The following is a 13,786-nucleotide window of genomic DNA, read 5'->3' on the forward strand; positions in this document are numbered from 1 at the left end:
GGGCACCCTGTTCGAAGGCCCAACGGGGTTGCACCGAAGGGGCCAGACCCCAAAAACACCAGGGCCGCCACGCTCCCCCCCCCAAAAAGACCCCCGGCGCCCGTCGCCGTACGGGTCACCGCTGCCCGGTCAGGGAGCGCAGCAGTAGTAGCGCGATGTCGTCGGTGCGCCGCCTGCGTTCGGCGGTGAGGGCGAGCACGCCGTCGGCGACCCGGTCCAGCGGCAGCCCGCCGGCCGCGCGGAGGTGGTCCGCGAGGCCGGCGAGCTCGGTGTCGACGTCCGTTCCCGGACACTCGACGAGCCCGTCGGTGTACAGCATGAGCACCGAGCCCGGCGGGAAGGGGAACTCGACCGTGCGGTAGACCGCCTCGGCGTCGATGCCCAGTAGAGGCCCCTGGGCGAGGTCGAGCGCCCGCACCCGGCCGTCCGGCTCCCGCAGCAGGGGCAGCGGGTGGCCCGCGCCCGCCGCCATCGCCCGCTCCCCGTCGGGGTCGAGGTGCAGGTAGAGGCAGCTGGCGAGGAGGTCCACGTCCAGCTCGAGCAGCAGCCGGTTGGTGCACTCCATCACCTGGCCCGGGGACTGCCCGACGGCGGAGTACGCCCGCACCGCGGTGCGCACCTGGCCCATCAGGCCGGCCGCGGTGACGTTGTGGCCCTGCACGTCGCCGATCACGGCGGCCGGGCGGTCCCCGACGCGCAGCAGGTCGTAGAAGTCGCCGCCGATGTCCATCCCCTCGGTGCCCGCGAGGTACCGTGCGGCCGCCTCGAGGCCGGGCAGCTCCGGCAGGCTCCTGGGCAGCAGCGCGGACTGCAGGCCGTGGGCCAGCCGGTGCTTGGCGTCGTAGAGCCGGGCCCGCTCCAGTGCCTGGGCGATCAGGCCGCCGAGGCTGGTGAGCAGCGCCCGCTCGTCGGCCCCGAAGCGGTGCGGCCGCGGGTACCCGAGCACACAGGTGCCGACGGGGCGGCCGGAGGCGATCAGCGGGAGGTAGGCCCACGCCGCCATGCCGTCCCGGACCGGAGGACGGTCGGGGAAGTGCTCGCGCATCTCCCGCTCGGACTCCAGGAACGCCGGCGCGCCACTGGCCAGCACCTGGGCGGCGGGCGTCGGCAGGGACATCGCCATGCCGTCGTAGCGGTCGACGATCGCCGGATCGCGGTAGCCGCGGTGACCGAGCACGCGCATCCTCCCCGCCTCAGGGGCGACCACGGCCACCACCCGGCTGCCGACCGCGGGCATGATCTCCTCGGCCACCAGGTCGATCACGTCCTGCACGCCGACGGCCTCCGTGAGCGCCCCCGACAGGTTCACGAGGTGGGAGATGGCCACCAGGCCGACCGCGGGCCGCGCCGCACCGCTCGGCGCACCGGGCACCGGGGGCTGCTCCGCCGGGCCGCGGGCCGTCGAGATCCGCACGCTCACGCCGTTGCTGCTGGGATGGAGCTGGAAGGTGAGCCGGTCGCCCGGCGGTCGCAGCGCCGTGAACGAGGTGGGCTGCCTGCTGATCAGCGCCGCGCGGTGGCGCTCCTGGTGCACGGGGTCCTCGAGCCAGGGCAGCGTCCGCCACAGCGGGTGCCCGAGCAGCTTGCGCACGGGTACGCCCAGTTGCCGGGACGCCGCGCCGTTGGCGTAGGTGACCCGCCCGTCGAGGTCGAGCGAGCACAACCCGTCCGGCAGCCGGCCCACCATGCGCACCGCCTCGACCGCCGAGGACACCCCGGCGACCGGGGGGCCGATCGTCACGTCCCGGCCGCGGCGGACCGGCCGGCCCGCGGCGGTCTCCTGCTCCAGGCAGCGGGCGAGCCGGTCGCAGCCGGTGACCAGGCGGTCGCGTTCCCAGTCGGACAGCTCGGGCGGATGGGCGCCGGGCCAGGTGACGAACACCGAGCCGAAGGCGGCGCCGGGGGTCGCGACGGGGAGCGCCGCGAGGGTGAACGGGTACGGCAGGACGAGGGAGATCCGCGGGTAGCGGCGCGCCATCTCCTCCTCGCCGCCGACCCAGACCAGCCGGCGTTCGCGCAGTGCCTCCGCCACGGGGATCGGGGCGCCCAGGCCCACCCGTTCCCAGGGTGCGGCGAACGCCCGGGGCAGGCCCGCCATCACGGCCATCTCCAGGACCGGCTCGCCGGGCGCGAGCAGGTAGACGCCGCCCGCGTGCGCCCGTACGCCGTCCATCATCGCGAACAGCGCGGGGGCGAGCAGGCCTTCGTCCGCCCGCATCCCGGCGCCGGGGCGGGACGGTGCGGGAGGGGACCCGTCCGGCACGGGCATCACCTCCTCCGCCTCTTCCCGTCCAGACTGCATCCGCGCCGCGGACCGCGCATGCGGGGGACGCGCGGTTCCGGGCGGCCGCGCCCGGCCGGTCGGTGGGCGAAGCCAACTCCCCTGATTCTTCGGTCAGATGGCATGGGGCGTTTTTGTTCGAACCCCTTGGCGTTCGACCGGCGCGGTGCTTCAATGTGGCGCTGTTAGGAAGGTTTCCTAACTTCTGACCGACGGAGTCACCGTGCAGATCCCCCCACAGCGTCATGCACGCACCCTCCCGCGCCGGCGCGTCGTCCTCTACGCGACCGCGGCGCTGACCGCCGGCGTCCTGACCGCCGGCATCGGGACACTCGCCTCGGCGGCACCGGGCCGGCCGGCCGCCGCGGCGGCCGGCGTCGGGCTCGACGACCCGCACAAGAAGGACATCGCGATGCAGCTGGTGTCCAGCGCCGAGAACTCCTCGCTGGACTGGAAGGCCCAGTACAAGTACATCGAGGACATCGGTGACGGCCGCGGCTACACCGCGGGCATCATCGGCTTCTGCTCCGGCACCGGCGACATGCTCGAACTCGTCGAGCTGTACACCGACCGCAAGCCCGGCAACCCGCTCGCCCGCTACCTGCCGGCGCTGCGCCGGGTCAACGGGACCGACTCGCACAGCGGGCTCGGCTCCGGCTTCGAGAGCGCCTGGCGCAGCGCCGCCGCGGACACGGCGTTCCAGCAGGCGCAGAACGACGAGCGCGACCGCGTCTACTTCGACCCCGCCGTCCGGCAGGCCAAGGCCGACGGGCTGCGCGCGCTGGGCCAGTTCGCGTACTACGACGCGATCGTGATGCACGGCCCCGGCGAGGACAAGGTCAGCTTCGGCGGCATCCGCAAGACCGCCCTGTCCAAGGCCAAGAGCCCCGCCCAGGGCGGCGACGAGACGGCGTACATCAACGCCTTCCTCGACGCGCGCAAGGCGGCGATGAAGACCGAGGAGGCGCACAGCGACACCACCCGGGTCGACACGGAGCAGCGCGTCTTCCTCAACAACGGCAACCTCGACCTCAACCCTCCGCTCAAGTGGAAGGTCTACGGGGACAGTTACACCATCAACCAGTGACGTCCCCGCGCCCGCCGTTCCGGGCGGCCTCCCCCACCCGGGGGGCCGCCCGGAGCGGTGCCGGACCGGCCGTCCAGGACGACACGACCTAGCCGAGTTCCAGGCTGGTGACGCCGTACATGCCCGCCAGGTCGACGTCGGGGACCGGGCCCGTGTACATCCGTGCGGCCTCGAACGAGGGCGTCAGGCCGAGGTGTTCCACCAGGCGCACGGCGGCCTCGTTGGGCTCGGGCACGTCGACCACCAGGGGTTCCCCCGGCGCCGTCCGGGACAGCCCCATGAGGAGCGCGAGGGCGACCTTCCCGGACGAGGCGTAGAGCGGGCCCACGCGGGACGGCCCGCGGGCGGCCCGCAGCACCCCCAGGCCCTGCAGCCGGCCGTCGGCGACGGCCGCGAGCGCGGTGCGGTCCGGGAGGGTGATCCAGGAGGCGAGGAAGGCGTCGCGCGCGGCGGGGAAGAACCGCCGGTCGTAGCGGGCCAGTTCGCCGAAACGGACGCTCCGGGCGTCGATCAGCGCGACGCCGCCGGGCATGACCCCGCCGGACGGCGTCCCCTGGTAGCGGATGTTCCGCCACGCCGTGCTGAACCCGGACCTGCGGTAGTTCTCCTGCTGCGCGACGACCCCGTCGAGGCCGACGTTGCGCCCGGCGAGGTGCTCGAGCCCGGCGCGCCAGACCTGGATCCCGTAGCCGCGGCCGCGGAAGGGCGGCCGGGCGATGTAGAGGCCGACGAAGCCGAAGTCCGTCCCGTAGCGCACCGCGGAAACCGAGGCGACGGGCTCGCCGTCGAGCCTCCCGAACAGGAAACCGGCCGGATCGGCGGGGAAGAAGGCCTGTCCGTCGGACCTGCCGGGGTTCCATCCCTCGTCGTCGGCCCAGTCGGAGAGCCGGCTGATGTCCTCGGCGCCCGCGGAGGAGACGTGGAAGGCGGTCATGGGGAGCTACCTCGGGGATCGGTTGCCGGGGGACGGCGCCGCGCACCGGGGACGCGAGGACGCCGGGGAGGCGGCTCGGGTGCGGGCGATGAGGAGGGTCACGTCGTCGGGCGGCGTCGCGCTGGGCAGGGTGCCGAGCACCGCCGAGCACAGGTCGTCCAGGTGGAGCCCGGGCCGGTCGAGGGCGCGGCGCACGCGCTCCATCCCGGTGTCGAAGCCGTGCCGGCGGTCCTCGATGAGCCCGTCGGTGTAGAGGGCGATGAGGCTGCCCTCGGGCAACTCCACCTCGGCGGCCTGGTACGGGGGCATCCCGAGGCCGAGCGGGGTGCCGTTGGGCAGGTCCAGGAAGGTGACGCCGCCGCCGGGGTCGCGGACGGCGGGGGGCGGGTGCCCGGCCCTGGCCATGGTGCAGCGCCGGCTGGCGGGGTCATAGACGGCGTACAGGCAGGTGGCGCTCACCGACGGCACGTGGAGGCCGTCGCCCTCCTCCTCGGCGAGGCGGATGATCGTCTGGTCGAGGTGGGCGAGGAGTTGTTCCGGCGGCAGGTCGAGGTCGGCGAGCGTGCGCACCGCCGTACGGAGCCGGCCCATCGTGGCCGCGGCGTCGATGCCGTGCCCGACGACGTCGCCGACGACCAGGGCCACCCGGTCCCGCGGCAGCGGGATCACGTCGTACCAGTCGCCGCCCACCCCGTCCTCGAGCTCCGCCGGGAGGAAGCGGGAGACCACGTCCAGGCAGGGGCCGCCGCACAGGCGGCGCGGGAGCAGGCCCCGCTGGAGGGCGAGGGCGGTCGCGCGTTCGTGGGTGTAGCGGCGCGCGTTGTCCAGGCTCAGCGCGGCCCTGGCGACCAGTTCCTCGGCGAACAGCAGGTCCTCCTCGTCGAACGGCCGCGGGTCGCCGGAGCGCAGGAACAGCACCACGCCCAGCACGACGCCGCGGGCCCTGATCGGCACGATCATCAGCGAGTGCAGCCCGAACCAGTCGATCTTCCGGGCCCGTGCCGGGTCGCGGCTGAGCCACGGGGAGGCGGTGTCCAGCACGGGCTCGAGCAGGGAGCGGCCGGAGGACAGCACACGTGTGAGGGGCGAGGAGGACGGCACGTAGACCACGTCGCCGACCTGCGAGACCGCCTCGGGGGCGCCCTCGTGGACGGAGGACAGTCCCGCCCGGCGGAACACCGGGACGTAGTCGCCGTCCGGGCCGAGCCGGGACAGCGGTTCCTCACCGAGGCGCAGGGTGTCGGCGAGGTCGACGGTGACGAAGTCGGCGAGGCAGGAGACGCTGAACGCGGCCAGTTCCTGCGCGGTGCGCATGACGTCCAGGGTGGTGCCGATACGGGCACCGGCCTCGCCGAGCAGCGCAAGCCGGTCGCCGGTGCGGCGCTCTCCCGTGATCCGCAGGACGACCAGGCACACGCCCATCGGCCGGCCCTCGGCGTCCTCCAGGCGGATGCAGGAGGCGGAGTACGCCTCGTCGCGGCGGACGCCGTCCACCACCGGCACGGCGTACTCGCGCCCGGTCACGGGGGCGCCGGTCGCCAGCACCTGGCGCATCACCGCCTCCAGCCCACGGGCCCCGGCCGGCAGCGCCGCGTCGGGGCGGTGTCCCAGCCGCCGTTCCCTCGGGATGCCGTCGTGGCCCTCCAGCGAGTCGTTGACCCAGGTGCACCGCAGGTCGGTGCCCCACAGGGCGAGGCCGATCGCCGAGGGGGCGAGGGGGGATCCCAGCGCGGCCCCGGTGACGCCCACCGCCCGCTGGAGCAGGCCGGCCAGGTCGATCGGTGCGGGTGATGCCATGTCACGTAGGTCCTTCGTCTGGGCTGTGGGGGGTGTGCCGGGGCCCGGTCCGGCCGGTGGGGGCAAGGGCCGGGCCGGGAGGATCAGCGCTTGAGGAGGTCCGCCGCGCGTTCCGCGACCGCGTAGACCGTGGCGGCGATGTTGCCCGAGGGGATGGTGGGCATCACGGAGGCGTCGGCGACCCGCAGGGCGTCGACACCGTGGACCCTCAGGTCCGTGTCGACGACGGCCAGGTCGTCGGTGCCGATCCGGCAGGTGCCGACGGGGTGCATGTACGAGGCCAGGGCGCCGCGCGCGTACGCCCGCAGGCCGGCGTCGTCCTTCACGTCGGGACCGGGCAGGACCTCGTGGGCGCGCCAGCCGTCGAGGGCGCGCGCCTGGCCGATCTCCCGTGCCAGGAAGAGCGCTTCGACCATCGTGCTCAGGTCGCGGTCGTCGCCGAAGTAGTCGGGGTCCACCAGCGGCAGGGCGCCCGGTTCCGCGCTCGCGAGCCGGACGGTGCCGCGGCTGTGCGGCCGCATCGGGGAGACCACGATCCGGTACCCCTGGCCGTCCGGCACGCCGGCCGCGGCCGGGTGGCGCCCCGGGGCGTCGACCAGGAGCACCTGCACGTCGGGGTGGCAGATGCCGAGCCGGCTGCGCACCAGGCCGAGGGCCTCGCCGTGGTTGTTGATCCCGGGCGGGACGGGACGGGCCGCGCGGTGGACGATGTCGGTCAGCGGGTGGTCCTGCAGGTTCGCGCCGACCCCCGGCAGGTGGAGGGCGACGTCGATGCCCGTGTCCCGCAGGTGCGCCGCGGGGCCGACGCCGGAGAGCATCAGCAGTTGCGCCGTGCCGATGGTGCCCGCGGTGAGCACGACCTCGCCGTGGCAGCCGACCAGGGCGGTGCCCGTGCCGCCGGCCCGCCCGTACTCCACCCCGACGCACCTTCCGTCGCGCAGCAGCACCCGGTGGACCAGGGCGCCGGTCACCACGGTGAGGTTGGGGCGGTGCCGGGCGGGGGTGAGGTAGGCGTCGGCGGCGCTCTGCCGCCGACCGCCGACGATGTTGAGGTCGCTCCAGCCGAAGCCCTCCTCCACGCCCGCGGCGATGTCGGACGCCCGCCGGTACCCGGTCTGGGTCGCCGCCGTGAGGAGCGCGGCCACGACGGGGTGGGGCGGGCTGGCGGGCCCTACGGTGAGGGGGCCGCCGACGCCGCGGAGCACCGGGTCCCGCCCGGGGGCGTTCTCGCTGCGCTTGAAGTACGGGAGCAGGTCGTCGTAGCCCCAGCCCTTGGCACCGCCGGCGGTCCACGCGTCGTAGCCGGAGTGGTGGCCGCGTACGAAGGTCATCGCGTTGATGGTGGACCCGCCGCCGAGGCCGCGGCCGCGTGCGAGCGGTGTGGTGGTGCCCGTCGCCGACTGCCGGACGGTGGTGTCGCCCCAGTTCGCGGGTGTCCCCAGCAGCGACGGCCAGGCGGGCGGCGTCGCCGCCGCGGCCGGGGGCCGGTCCTCCCCCGCCTCCAGCAGGAGCACGCGTGCGCCGTCCGGCTCGGAGAGGCGCGCGGCGAGCACACTGCCCGCGGTACCGCCGCCGACGACCACGAAGTCGTAGCTGTCCGTCATCGCATGCATGGATCACCTCTGACCGGCCGCGACCGGCGTTTCCGGTGATAGCCCCGGTCGGCTAACACCGGACACGATAACCCCAACCACCACCAATCGAACAGATTGTGCGTTATCGCGGCCATTACTGACGGATATGGACGAACCGGAATCCGTACGCCGTACCTGCGCACGCCGGGCCGCGCGCGAGCGGACAGGCGCGGACGAATGCCGCACGGAGCCGGACTGGCCCACCGCTCCGGCGAGTTCATCGCCGAACGCCCTACCCAGCGATGAATGAAAGTTGTACGGTCCACGGGATCATGTCCCCTCACGGAGGTACTCGCCATGGCGTCAATGGGCGTACCGGACGTCCTCACCCGTGCCCGCACCGTCGCACCGCCGGGCTGGAGCCGCTGGCTGGTACCGCCGGCCGCGCTCTCCATCCACCTCGCCATCGGGCAGGCGTACGCCTGGAGCGTGTTCAAGCCGCCGCTTGAGTCCTCGCTCGGGCTGAGCGGCACCCAGTCCGCGCTGCCGTTCCAGCTCGCGATCGTCATGCTCGGTCTCTCGGCCGCGTTCGGCGGCACGCTCGTCGAGCGCAACGGGCCGCGCTGGGCCATGTGCGTGTCGGCGATCTGCTTCTCCTCGGGCTTCCTCATCTCGGCCCTCGGCGCCGCCACGCGACAGTACTGGCTGATCGTGCTCGGTTACGGCCTCGTCGGCGGCATAGGCCTCGGCATCGGTTACATCTCGCCGGTCTCCACACTCATCAAGTGGTTCCCCGACCGGCCCGGACTCGCCACCGGCATCGCCATCATGGGCTTCGGCGGCGGCGCGCTGATCGCGTCGCCCTGGTCGACGGAACTGCTCTCCTCCTTCGGCGCCGACTCCTCCGGCATCGGCCAGACCTTCCTGGTGATGGGCCTGGTCTACGCGGTCTTCATGACCTTCGGCGTGCTGCTGGTCCGGGTCCCCGCGGACGACTGGCGGCCCTCCGGCTGGAACCCGTCGGCCACGGTCGCCCGCCCGCTCGTCACCAACGCGCAGGTGTCCGCGCGCAACGCGCTGCGCACCCCGCAGTTCTGGTGCCTGTGGGTGGTGCTCTGCATGAACGTGACGGCGGGCATCGGCATCCTGGAGAAGGCCGCGCCGATGATCACCGACTTCTTCGCCGAGACCTCCACCCCGGTGACGGCCACCGCAGCGGCCGGTTTCGTCGGCCTGCTCTCGCTCGGCAACATGCTCGGCCGCATCACCTGGTCCTCCACCTCCGACCTGGTCGGGCGGAAGAACATCTACCGCCTCTACCTCGGCGCCGGGGCGCTGCTGTACCTGCTGATCGCGCTGCTCGGCGACGACTCCAAGCCGCTGTTCATCGTCGCCGCCGCCGTCATCCTGTCCTTCTACGGCGGCGGGTTCTCCACCGTGCCCGCCTACCTCAAGGACCTCTTCGGGACGTACGAGGTGGGCGCCATCCACGGGCGGCTGCTGACCGCCTGGTCGACCGCGGGCGTGCTCGGACCGCTGATCGTGAACGCGATCGCCGACCACGAGAAGTCGGCCGGACGGACGGGACCCGACCTCTACTCCACGTCCTTCGTCATCATGATGGTGCTGCTGGTGATCGGCTTCGTCGCCAACGAGCTGGTACGCCCCGTCCATCCGCGGCACCATGACGGCCCGTCCGCCGGGGACAAGGCCACGACCGGACCCGAGACGGAAGGAGCCGTCCGATGACCGCACCGAACCCCGCACCACCCGCCGAGGCGCCCGCCGGGAACAACCGGGTGCCGCTGAAGGCCGTCGCCTGGCTGTGGGTCGGCGCGCCCTTCGCCTACGGCGTGTACGAACTCATCCTGAAGCTCAAGCAGTTGTTCACCGGCTGACCTCTGCCGGCGTCCGCCGCGGGCCGCCCCGTCCCTTTGGACGGGGCGGCCCCGTCATGCCGCGACCCGTCATGCGGCGACCCCGCTGGCGCGGCGGATGAGGGCGTCGAAGGCGCGGTCGGGCAGGACCCTTCGGGCGGCGATCATCGGCCTGGCCGCGAACCCCGTGGCGTAACGGGTCCTCGGACGGCGGGCCGTGGCGGCCCTGGCGATGGTGTCGGCGATGACCGAGGGCGGCGAACTGCGCCGTGCGGTGGACTCGGAGGCGAGCGTCCCGGCCATCGCCATGGCCCGCTCCGCGTACGCGCCCCGCTCGGAGACCGCGCGGAGCCGGTCGGCGGCGATGCCGCTCCATTCGGTGCGGATGCCGCCCGGTTCGATGACGACGACGTCGATGCCGAAGGGCGCGAGCTCCATGCGCAGGCTGTCGCTGAAGCCCTCCAGGGCGAACTTGGTGGCGTGGTACCAGGCGCCGAACGGGGTGGAGATCTTGCCGCCCATGGACGAGACGTTGATGACGCGGCCGCCGCCCGCCGCGCGCATGTGGGGCAGCACCAACTGGGTCAGCCGGGCCGCGCCGAAGACGTTCACCTCGAACTGGCGCCTGGCCTCGTCGAGCGGCACGTCCTCGACCGCGCCGTAGGAGCCGTAGCCGGCGTTGTTGACCAGGACGTCGACGGACCCGGACTCCGCGACGACCCGTTCGACCCCGGCCCGCAGCGACTCCTCGTCGGTGACGTCCATCGCCAGGACGCGCACGCCCTGTTCGGCGAGTCCGGTCATGCGGTCGACGCGGCGGGCGGCGCCGTGGACGGTGAAGCCGAGGGCGCGCAGCCGGAGGGCGGCGGCCTCGCCGATGCCGGAGGAGGCGCCGGTGACGAGGGCGACCTTGGATGACATGGGGTGATCCTTCGTGTGGGTGCGGGGGAACGAGCCGGTCGAACGTGAACCATGGCTCATGTTCACTCATCATGAACCCGGGTTCATGTTTCCGCAAGCCCCGCCGGCCGCTGCGCGGGGAAATGTGAACCATCGCTCACGATAGATGCTGAATTATCATTCACATTCATTGGCGACCGGCAGGAGGAACCGATGACCCAGGCCCGACCACTGCGTGCCGACGCCGTCCGCAACCGGGCGCGGATCCTGGCCGCGGCACGCGAGCAGATCACCCTCCTCGGGCCGGACGCGCCCATGGACACCATCGCCGAGGCCGCCGGTGTCGCCGTGGGCACCCTGTACCGCCACTTCCCCACCAAGACCGACCTCGTCGGCGCCGTGATCGCCGAGCACACCGAGCGCATGGCCGCCGAGGTGGAGGCCGCCGCGGCCCGCGTGGCCGAAGGGGCGGCGGCGCTGGAGGAGATCACCGCGCTCGTCCACCGCATCGTCGAGGCCGCCGCCGAGGACCGGGCCGTGAAGGCCGCCGCCCAGGACCTCGGCGCCACCGACCGGGCCCGCCCCTACGAGGAGCGCGGCGGCGCGGCGATGGGCCGGCTGGTCACCGCCGCCCAGGCCGACGGCGACCTCCACCCCGACGTGACCATCGACGACTTCTTCCTGCTGCTCGGCACCGCCCCCACCGACCGGGACCAGGCCGCGCGGGCACGCTGGCTCACGCTCTTCCTCCCCGGGTTCACCACCCGCGGCCGCCCGGCGGGCTGACGGGTGGTGAGCGCGCCGGACGGGGGTATCCGGACCACGTAGCGGACCGCGCGTTCCGTACCGCGGAGCGGGCACCGACCACGGAGGAAGGAACCATGCCCCACAGCAGCAGTACGCGTACCGGCGCGAGCCCCGAGACCCTGGGCGTCGTCGGCCTGGTCTGCGCCGTCGCCGGATTCTTCGTCCTCGGCATCGTCCTCGGCCCGGCCGCGGTGGTGTGCGGCTGGCTCGCCATGGGCCGCACCTTCCGGGGCGCCAAGCCGGTGCTCCCGCTGATCGCCGTCGTCCTGGGCGCGATCGACACCCTCGTCGCGCTGCTGTGGCTCACCGGCACCCACTGGAGCGGCACCGGCGGCCTCATGTGACCCGCGGCGCGGACCCGGTCGAGGGCGGCACGGGACCGGACGGGAGGATGGTGGTCCCCGTCCTGCCCCCGCCGCCCAGGAGCGCGTGTGCCCCTCGCAGAACCGTCGCCGGTGCCGCGTGCCGTGGCCGCCGTCCTCGCAGTCCTCGCAGTCCTCGCCGTCGTGGCGGCCCTGGCGCTGACGACGGGGTGCGGCCCGGGCGGGACGTCCTCCGACGCGGGGTCCTCGGCCGCCCCGCGCGTGGTGCCGCCGCGGGCCGGGGCGTCCTTCGACTACCAGATCGGCGGCGGCTACGCGCCGCCCGACGGCGTACGCGTGGTCTCCCGCGACCGCGCGGACCGGCCCGCCCCGGGCGTGTACTCCGTCTGCTACGTCAACGCCTTCCAGGCCCAGCCCGGCGAGCTGCCCCGGTGGCGCGACCGGGACCCGGAGCTGCTGCTGCGCGACGCGGACGGTGACCTCGTCATGGACGACGAGTGGGACGAGGCCCTGCTGGACACCTCCACCGCCGCCAGGCGAGCGGCCCTGGCCGGGATCGTCGGCGGGTGGATCGAGGACTGCGCGCGGCGCGGGTTCGACGCCGTCGAGCCGGACAACCTCGACTCCTTCGAGCGCTCCGGCGGCCTGCTCACGCCCGCCGACAACGCCGCGTTCGCCCGGCTGCTCGCCGCACGCGCCCACGCGGCGGGGCTGGCGTTCGCGCAGAAGAACACCACCGAACTCCTCCCCCACCGGGCCGGCGTCGGCTTCGACTTCGCGGTCGCGGAGGAGTGCGGGGCGTACGGCGAGTGCGGCCGGTACGCGGCCGCGTACGACGACCGCGTCCTCGTCGTGGCCTACGACGCCGCGGACTTCGCGGCGACCTGCCGCCGCTGGGGTGACCGCCTCGCCGTCGTGCTCCGCGACCGCGACGTCGCCCCCGCCGGGGAACCGGGGCACATTTTCCGCACCTGCTGAGCGGGCGTGGCGGACGGCGATCGGTCTCGCCCGGCGCCCGGGGGCACCCGACACGCCGCGGGCCGGCCGCCACGCCAGGGGGTCAGGAGGTCGTCACCGCGTACCAGCGGCCGTCCCGCTGGTGGACCAGGTGGTGGGCGGCGAGGCTGTCGATGTGCCGTGCGATGGTGGCCGGCTGGTAGCCGACGCTGGCGCTCAGGGCGTCGATGGTCGTCCCGTCGCTGCCCGCCGCGCGAAGCTGCTGGAGGGTCTTGAGCGCCGTACGGGCGAGGCCGGACTCCTCGGGATGGGGCTCGGCGGGAGACGGCACGACGGGCGCGGCGGGCACGGCGGGTGACGGATCCGGGGCGGCGGCCGGAGCCGGGACCGTGGACGTAGACGGGGACGGGGACAGGGACAGGGACGGGGCCGGGGCCGGGGCCGGGGCGGGGGCGGGCGACGGGACCGGGGGCGCGGCCGGGGCGGGAACGGAAGCGGGAGCGGCTGCCGCGGTGCGGGACGGGGTGGCCGGGGCGGACGGGGCCGGTGGGGTGGCCGTGGCGTCCGCCGTGCCGGTGGGGACGGGGGCGACGGGCCTCGGCGTGCGATTGACCGTGCGGTGCTTGCGGCCCTTCTGGTGACGGCGGGTGCTCATCGGGCGGTCCTCCTTCACAGTGATCTTGAAGGCCCAACGGGGGACCGCCGCCGGAGTCACGCAGATGCGTGCATGCGGGGGAACCCGCCCGCACCCGGGGAATGTGCGGCGGCACCGTCGCCGTTGCACCGGATCCCGACGGACCCGAGGAAGGGAAGCCCATGCCCCCCACGGACAGCCGCCGCGGTCACCGCGTCGACGCGGTACCCGGCACGCAGCACGTGACCGTCACGATCGACGGCAAGGTGGTGGCCGAGACCCGGCGGCCGGTACTGGTCCACGAGACCGGCCTTCCGGTGCGCTACTACATACCGCCGCAGGACGTGGACCTCGCACTCTTCCGCGGCAGCGACACCAACACCGTCTGCCCCTACAAGGGCGTCGCCTCCTACTGGTCGTACGGCGACCACAACGACGTCGCCTGGGCCTACGAGGAGCCGCTCCCCTCGGTGCCGGAGATCACCGGCCACCTCTCCTTCTACGACACGGTGGCGGACGTCTCGGTCGAGGACGCCTGACCGGACGGACGGTGCGCGCCGCCGCACCGTCCGTCACCGCCCTCCCGGACCGGCGCCGGGGCATGTGCCCGTGTCC

Annotated in this window: 13 protein-coding genes; 7 read left to right on the forward strand and 6 right to left on the reverse strand. The window is 74.0% G+C overall.

Going from position 1 to position 13,786, the window contains the following annotated elements; genetic code table 11:
• Positions 1-115: 115 nt before the first annotated feature.
• Complete coding sequence (locus ACZ7MY_RS18190) at positions 116-2,269, reverse strand: SpoIIE family protein phosphatase (RefSeq protein WP_499602932.1); 2,154 nt, start codon at positions 2,267-2,269, stop codon at positions 116-118.
• A gap of 235 nt (positions 2,270-2,504) precedes the next feature.
• Here ACZ7MY_RS18190 and ACZ7MY_RS18195 point away from each other — a divergent pair, with 235 nt between their 5' ends.
• Positions 2,505-3,368 carry a chitosanase gene (locus tag ACZ7MY_RS18195; protein ID WP_499602934.1) on the forward strand — a complete coding sequence of 288 codons (864 nt, stop codon included), beginning with the start codon at positions 2,505-2,507 and terminating at the stop codon, positions 3,366-3,368.
• A gap of 88 nt (positions 3,369-3,456) precedes the next feature.
• Here ACZ7MY_RS18195 and ACZ7MY_RS18200 read toward each other — a convergent pair whose 3' ends face one another.
• The 3 genes from ACZ7MY_RS18200 to ACZ7MY_RS18210 all read right to left on the reverse strand — a co-directional run bounded on the left by ACZ7MY_RS18200 (position 3,457) and on the right by ACZ7MY_RS18210 (position 7,712).
• Positions 3,457-4,302 (reverse strand): GNAT family N-acetyltransferase, encoded by an 846-nt coding sequence (locus ACZ7MY_RS18200; RefSeq protein WP_499602935.1) that lies wholly within the window; start codon positions 4,300-4,302, stop codon positions 3,457-3,459.
• Between the two features lie 6 nt (positions 4,303-4,308).
• Positions 4,309-6,099 carry a SpoIIE family protein phosphatase gene (locus ACZ7MY_RS18205; protein ID WP_499602937.1) on the reverse strand — a complete coding sequence of 597 codons (1,791 nt, stop codon included), beginning with the start codon at positions 6,097-6,099 and terminating at the stop codon, positions 4,309-4,311.
• A gap of 83 nt (positions 6,100-6,182) precedes the next feature.
• A complete protein-coding gene (locus ACZ7MY_RS18210) occupies positions 6,183-7,712 on the reverse strand; it encodes a GMC family oxidoreductase (protein ID WP_499602938.1) in 1,530 nt (509 codons plus the stop codon).
• A gap of 318 nt (positions 7,713-8,030) precedes the next feature.
• Between ACZ7MY_RS18210 and ACZ7MY_RS18215 the strand changes: the two genes are divergently transcribed.
• Together ACZ7MY_RS18215 and ACZ7MY_RS18220 are read left to right on the forward strand one after the other, a co-directional pair.
• Positions 8,031-9,422 (forward strand): L-lactate MFS transporter, encoded by a 1,392-nt coding sequence (locus tag ACZ7MY_RS18215; protein WP_499602940.1) that lies wholly within the window; start codon positions 8,031-8,033, stop codon positions 9,420-9,422.
• Positions 9,419-9,571 carry an MFS transporter small subunit gene (locus ACZ7MY_RS18220; protein ID WP_499602941.1) on the forward strand — a complete coding sequence of 51 codons (153 nt, stop codon included), beginning with the start codon at positions 9,419-9,421 and terminating at the stop codon, positions 9,569-9,571. Before ACZ7MY_RS18215 ends, ACZ7MY_RS18220 begins: the two co-directional genes overlap by 4 nt.
• A gap of 69 nt (positions 9,572-9,640) precedes the next feature.
• On the opposite strand, the gene ACZ7MY_RS18225 is transcribed toward ACZ7MY_RS18220, so the two are convergent.
• A complete protein-coding gene (locus ACZ7MY_RS18225; RefSeq protein WP_499602943.1) occupies positions 9,641-10,471 on the reverse strand; it encodes an oxidoreductase in 831 nt (276 codons plus the stop codon).
• A 192-nt stretch (positions 10,472-10,663) separates the two neighbouring features.
• Here ACZ7MY_RS18225 and ACZ7MY_RS18230 point away from each other — a divergent pair, with 192 nt between their 5' ends.
• From ACZ7MY_RS18230 to ACZ7MY_RS18240, 3 genes are all read left to right on the forward strand, one after another.
• Positions 10,664-11,236 carry a TetR family transcriptional regulator gene (locus ACZ7MY_RS18230; RefSeq protein ID WP_499602945.1) on the forward strand — a complete coding sequence of 191 codons (573 nt, stop codon included), beginning with the start codon at positions 10,664-10,666 and terminating at the stop codon, positions 11,234-11,236.
• A 95-nt stretch (positions 11,237-11,331) separates the two neighbouring features.
• On the forward strand, positions 11,332-11,601 hold the full coding sequence (locus ACZ7MY_RS18235; RefSeq protein ID WP_499602947.1) for a hypothetical protein: 270 nt from the start codon (positions 11,332-11,334) through the stop codon (positions 11,599-11,601).
• An 87-nt stretch (positions 11,602-11,688) separates the two neighbouring features.
• Complete coding sequence (locus ACZ7MY_RS18240; protein ID WP_499602948.1) at positions 11,689-12,558, forward strand: endo alpha-1,4 polygalactosaminidase; 870 nt, start codon at positions 11,689-11,691, stop codon at positions 12,556-12,558.
• Positions 12,559-12,640: 82 nt separating this feature from the next.
• Here ACZ7MY_RS18240 and ACZ7MY_RS18245 read toward each other — a convergent pair whose 3' ends face one another.
• Entirely contained in the window at positions 12,641-13,192 is a 552-nt protein-coding gene (locus tag ACZ7MY_RS18245; protein WP_499602949.1) for a hypothetical protein, read from the reverse strand.
• 161 nt (positions 13,193-13,353) lie between these two features.
• Here ACZ7MY_RS18245 and ACZ7MY_RS18250 point away from each other — a divergent pair, with 161 nt between their 5' ends.
• On the forward strand, positions 13,354-13,710 hold the full coding sequence (locus tag ACZ7MY_RS18250) for a DUF427 domain-containing protein (protein WP_499602950.1): 357 nt from the start codon (positions 13,354-13,356) through the stop codon (positions 13,708-13,710).
• The last annotated feature ends 76 nt before the right edge of the window (positions 13,711-13,786 follow it).

The organism is Streptomyces sp. NPDC111520 (assembly GCF_055635295.1).

What these genes read in the sequence shown, in the direction of transcription:
- ACZ7MY_RS18190 (WP_499602932.1), bottom strand. Translation starts at nt 2,269, where the DNA reads ATGCCCGTGCCGGACGGGTCCCCTCCCGCACCGTCCCGCCCCGGCGCC.
- ACZ7MY_RS18200 (WP_499602935.1), bottom strand. Translation starts at nt 4,302, where the DNA reads ATGACCGCCTTCCACGTCTCCTCCGCGGGCGCCGAGGACATCAGCCGG.
- ACZ7MY_RS18205 (WP_499602937.1), bottom strand. Translation starts at nt 6,099, where the DNA reads ATGGCATCACCCGCACCGATCGACCTGGCCGGCCTGCTCCAGCGGGCG.
- ACZ7MY_RS18210 (WP_499602938.1), bottom strand. Translation starts at nt 7,712, where the DNA reads ATGCATGCGATGACGGACAGCTACGACTTCGTGGTCGTCGGCGGCGGT.
- ACZ7MY_RS18215 (WP_499602940.1), top strand. Translation starts at nt 8,031, where the DNA reads ATGGCGTCAATGGGCGTACCGGACGTCCTCACCCGTGCCCGCACCGTC.
- ACZ7MY_RS18220 (WP_499602941.1), top strand. Translation starts at nt 9,419, where the DNA reads ATGACCGCACCGAACCCCGCACCACCCGCCGAGGCGCCCGCCGGGAAC.
- ACZ7MY_RS18225 (WP_499602943.1), bottom strand. Translation starts at nt 10,471, where the DNA reads ATGTCATCCAAGGTCGCCCTCGTCACCGGCGCCTCCTCCGGCATCGGC.
- ACZ7MY_RS18230 (WP_499602945.1), top strand. Translation starts at nt 10,664, where the DNA reads ATGACCCAGGCCCGACCACTGCGTGCCGACGCCGTCCGCAACCGGGCG.
- ACZ7MY_RS18235 (WP_499602947.1), top strand. Translation starts at nt 11,332, where the DNA reads ATGCCCCACAGCAGCAGTACGCGTACCGGCGCGAGCCCCGAGACCCTG.
- ACZ7MY_RS18245 (WP_499602949.1), bottom strand. Translation starts at nt 13,192, where the DNA reads ATGAGCACCCGCCGTCACCAGAAGGGCCGCAAGCACCGCACGGTCAAT.
- ACZ7MY_RS18250 (WP_499602950.1), top strand. Translation starts at nt 13,354, where the DNA reads ATGCCCCCCACGGACAGCCGCCGCGGTCACCGCGTCGACGCGGTACCC.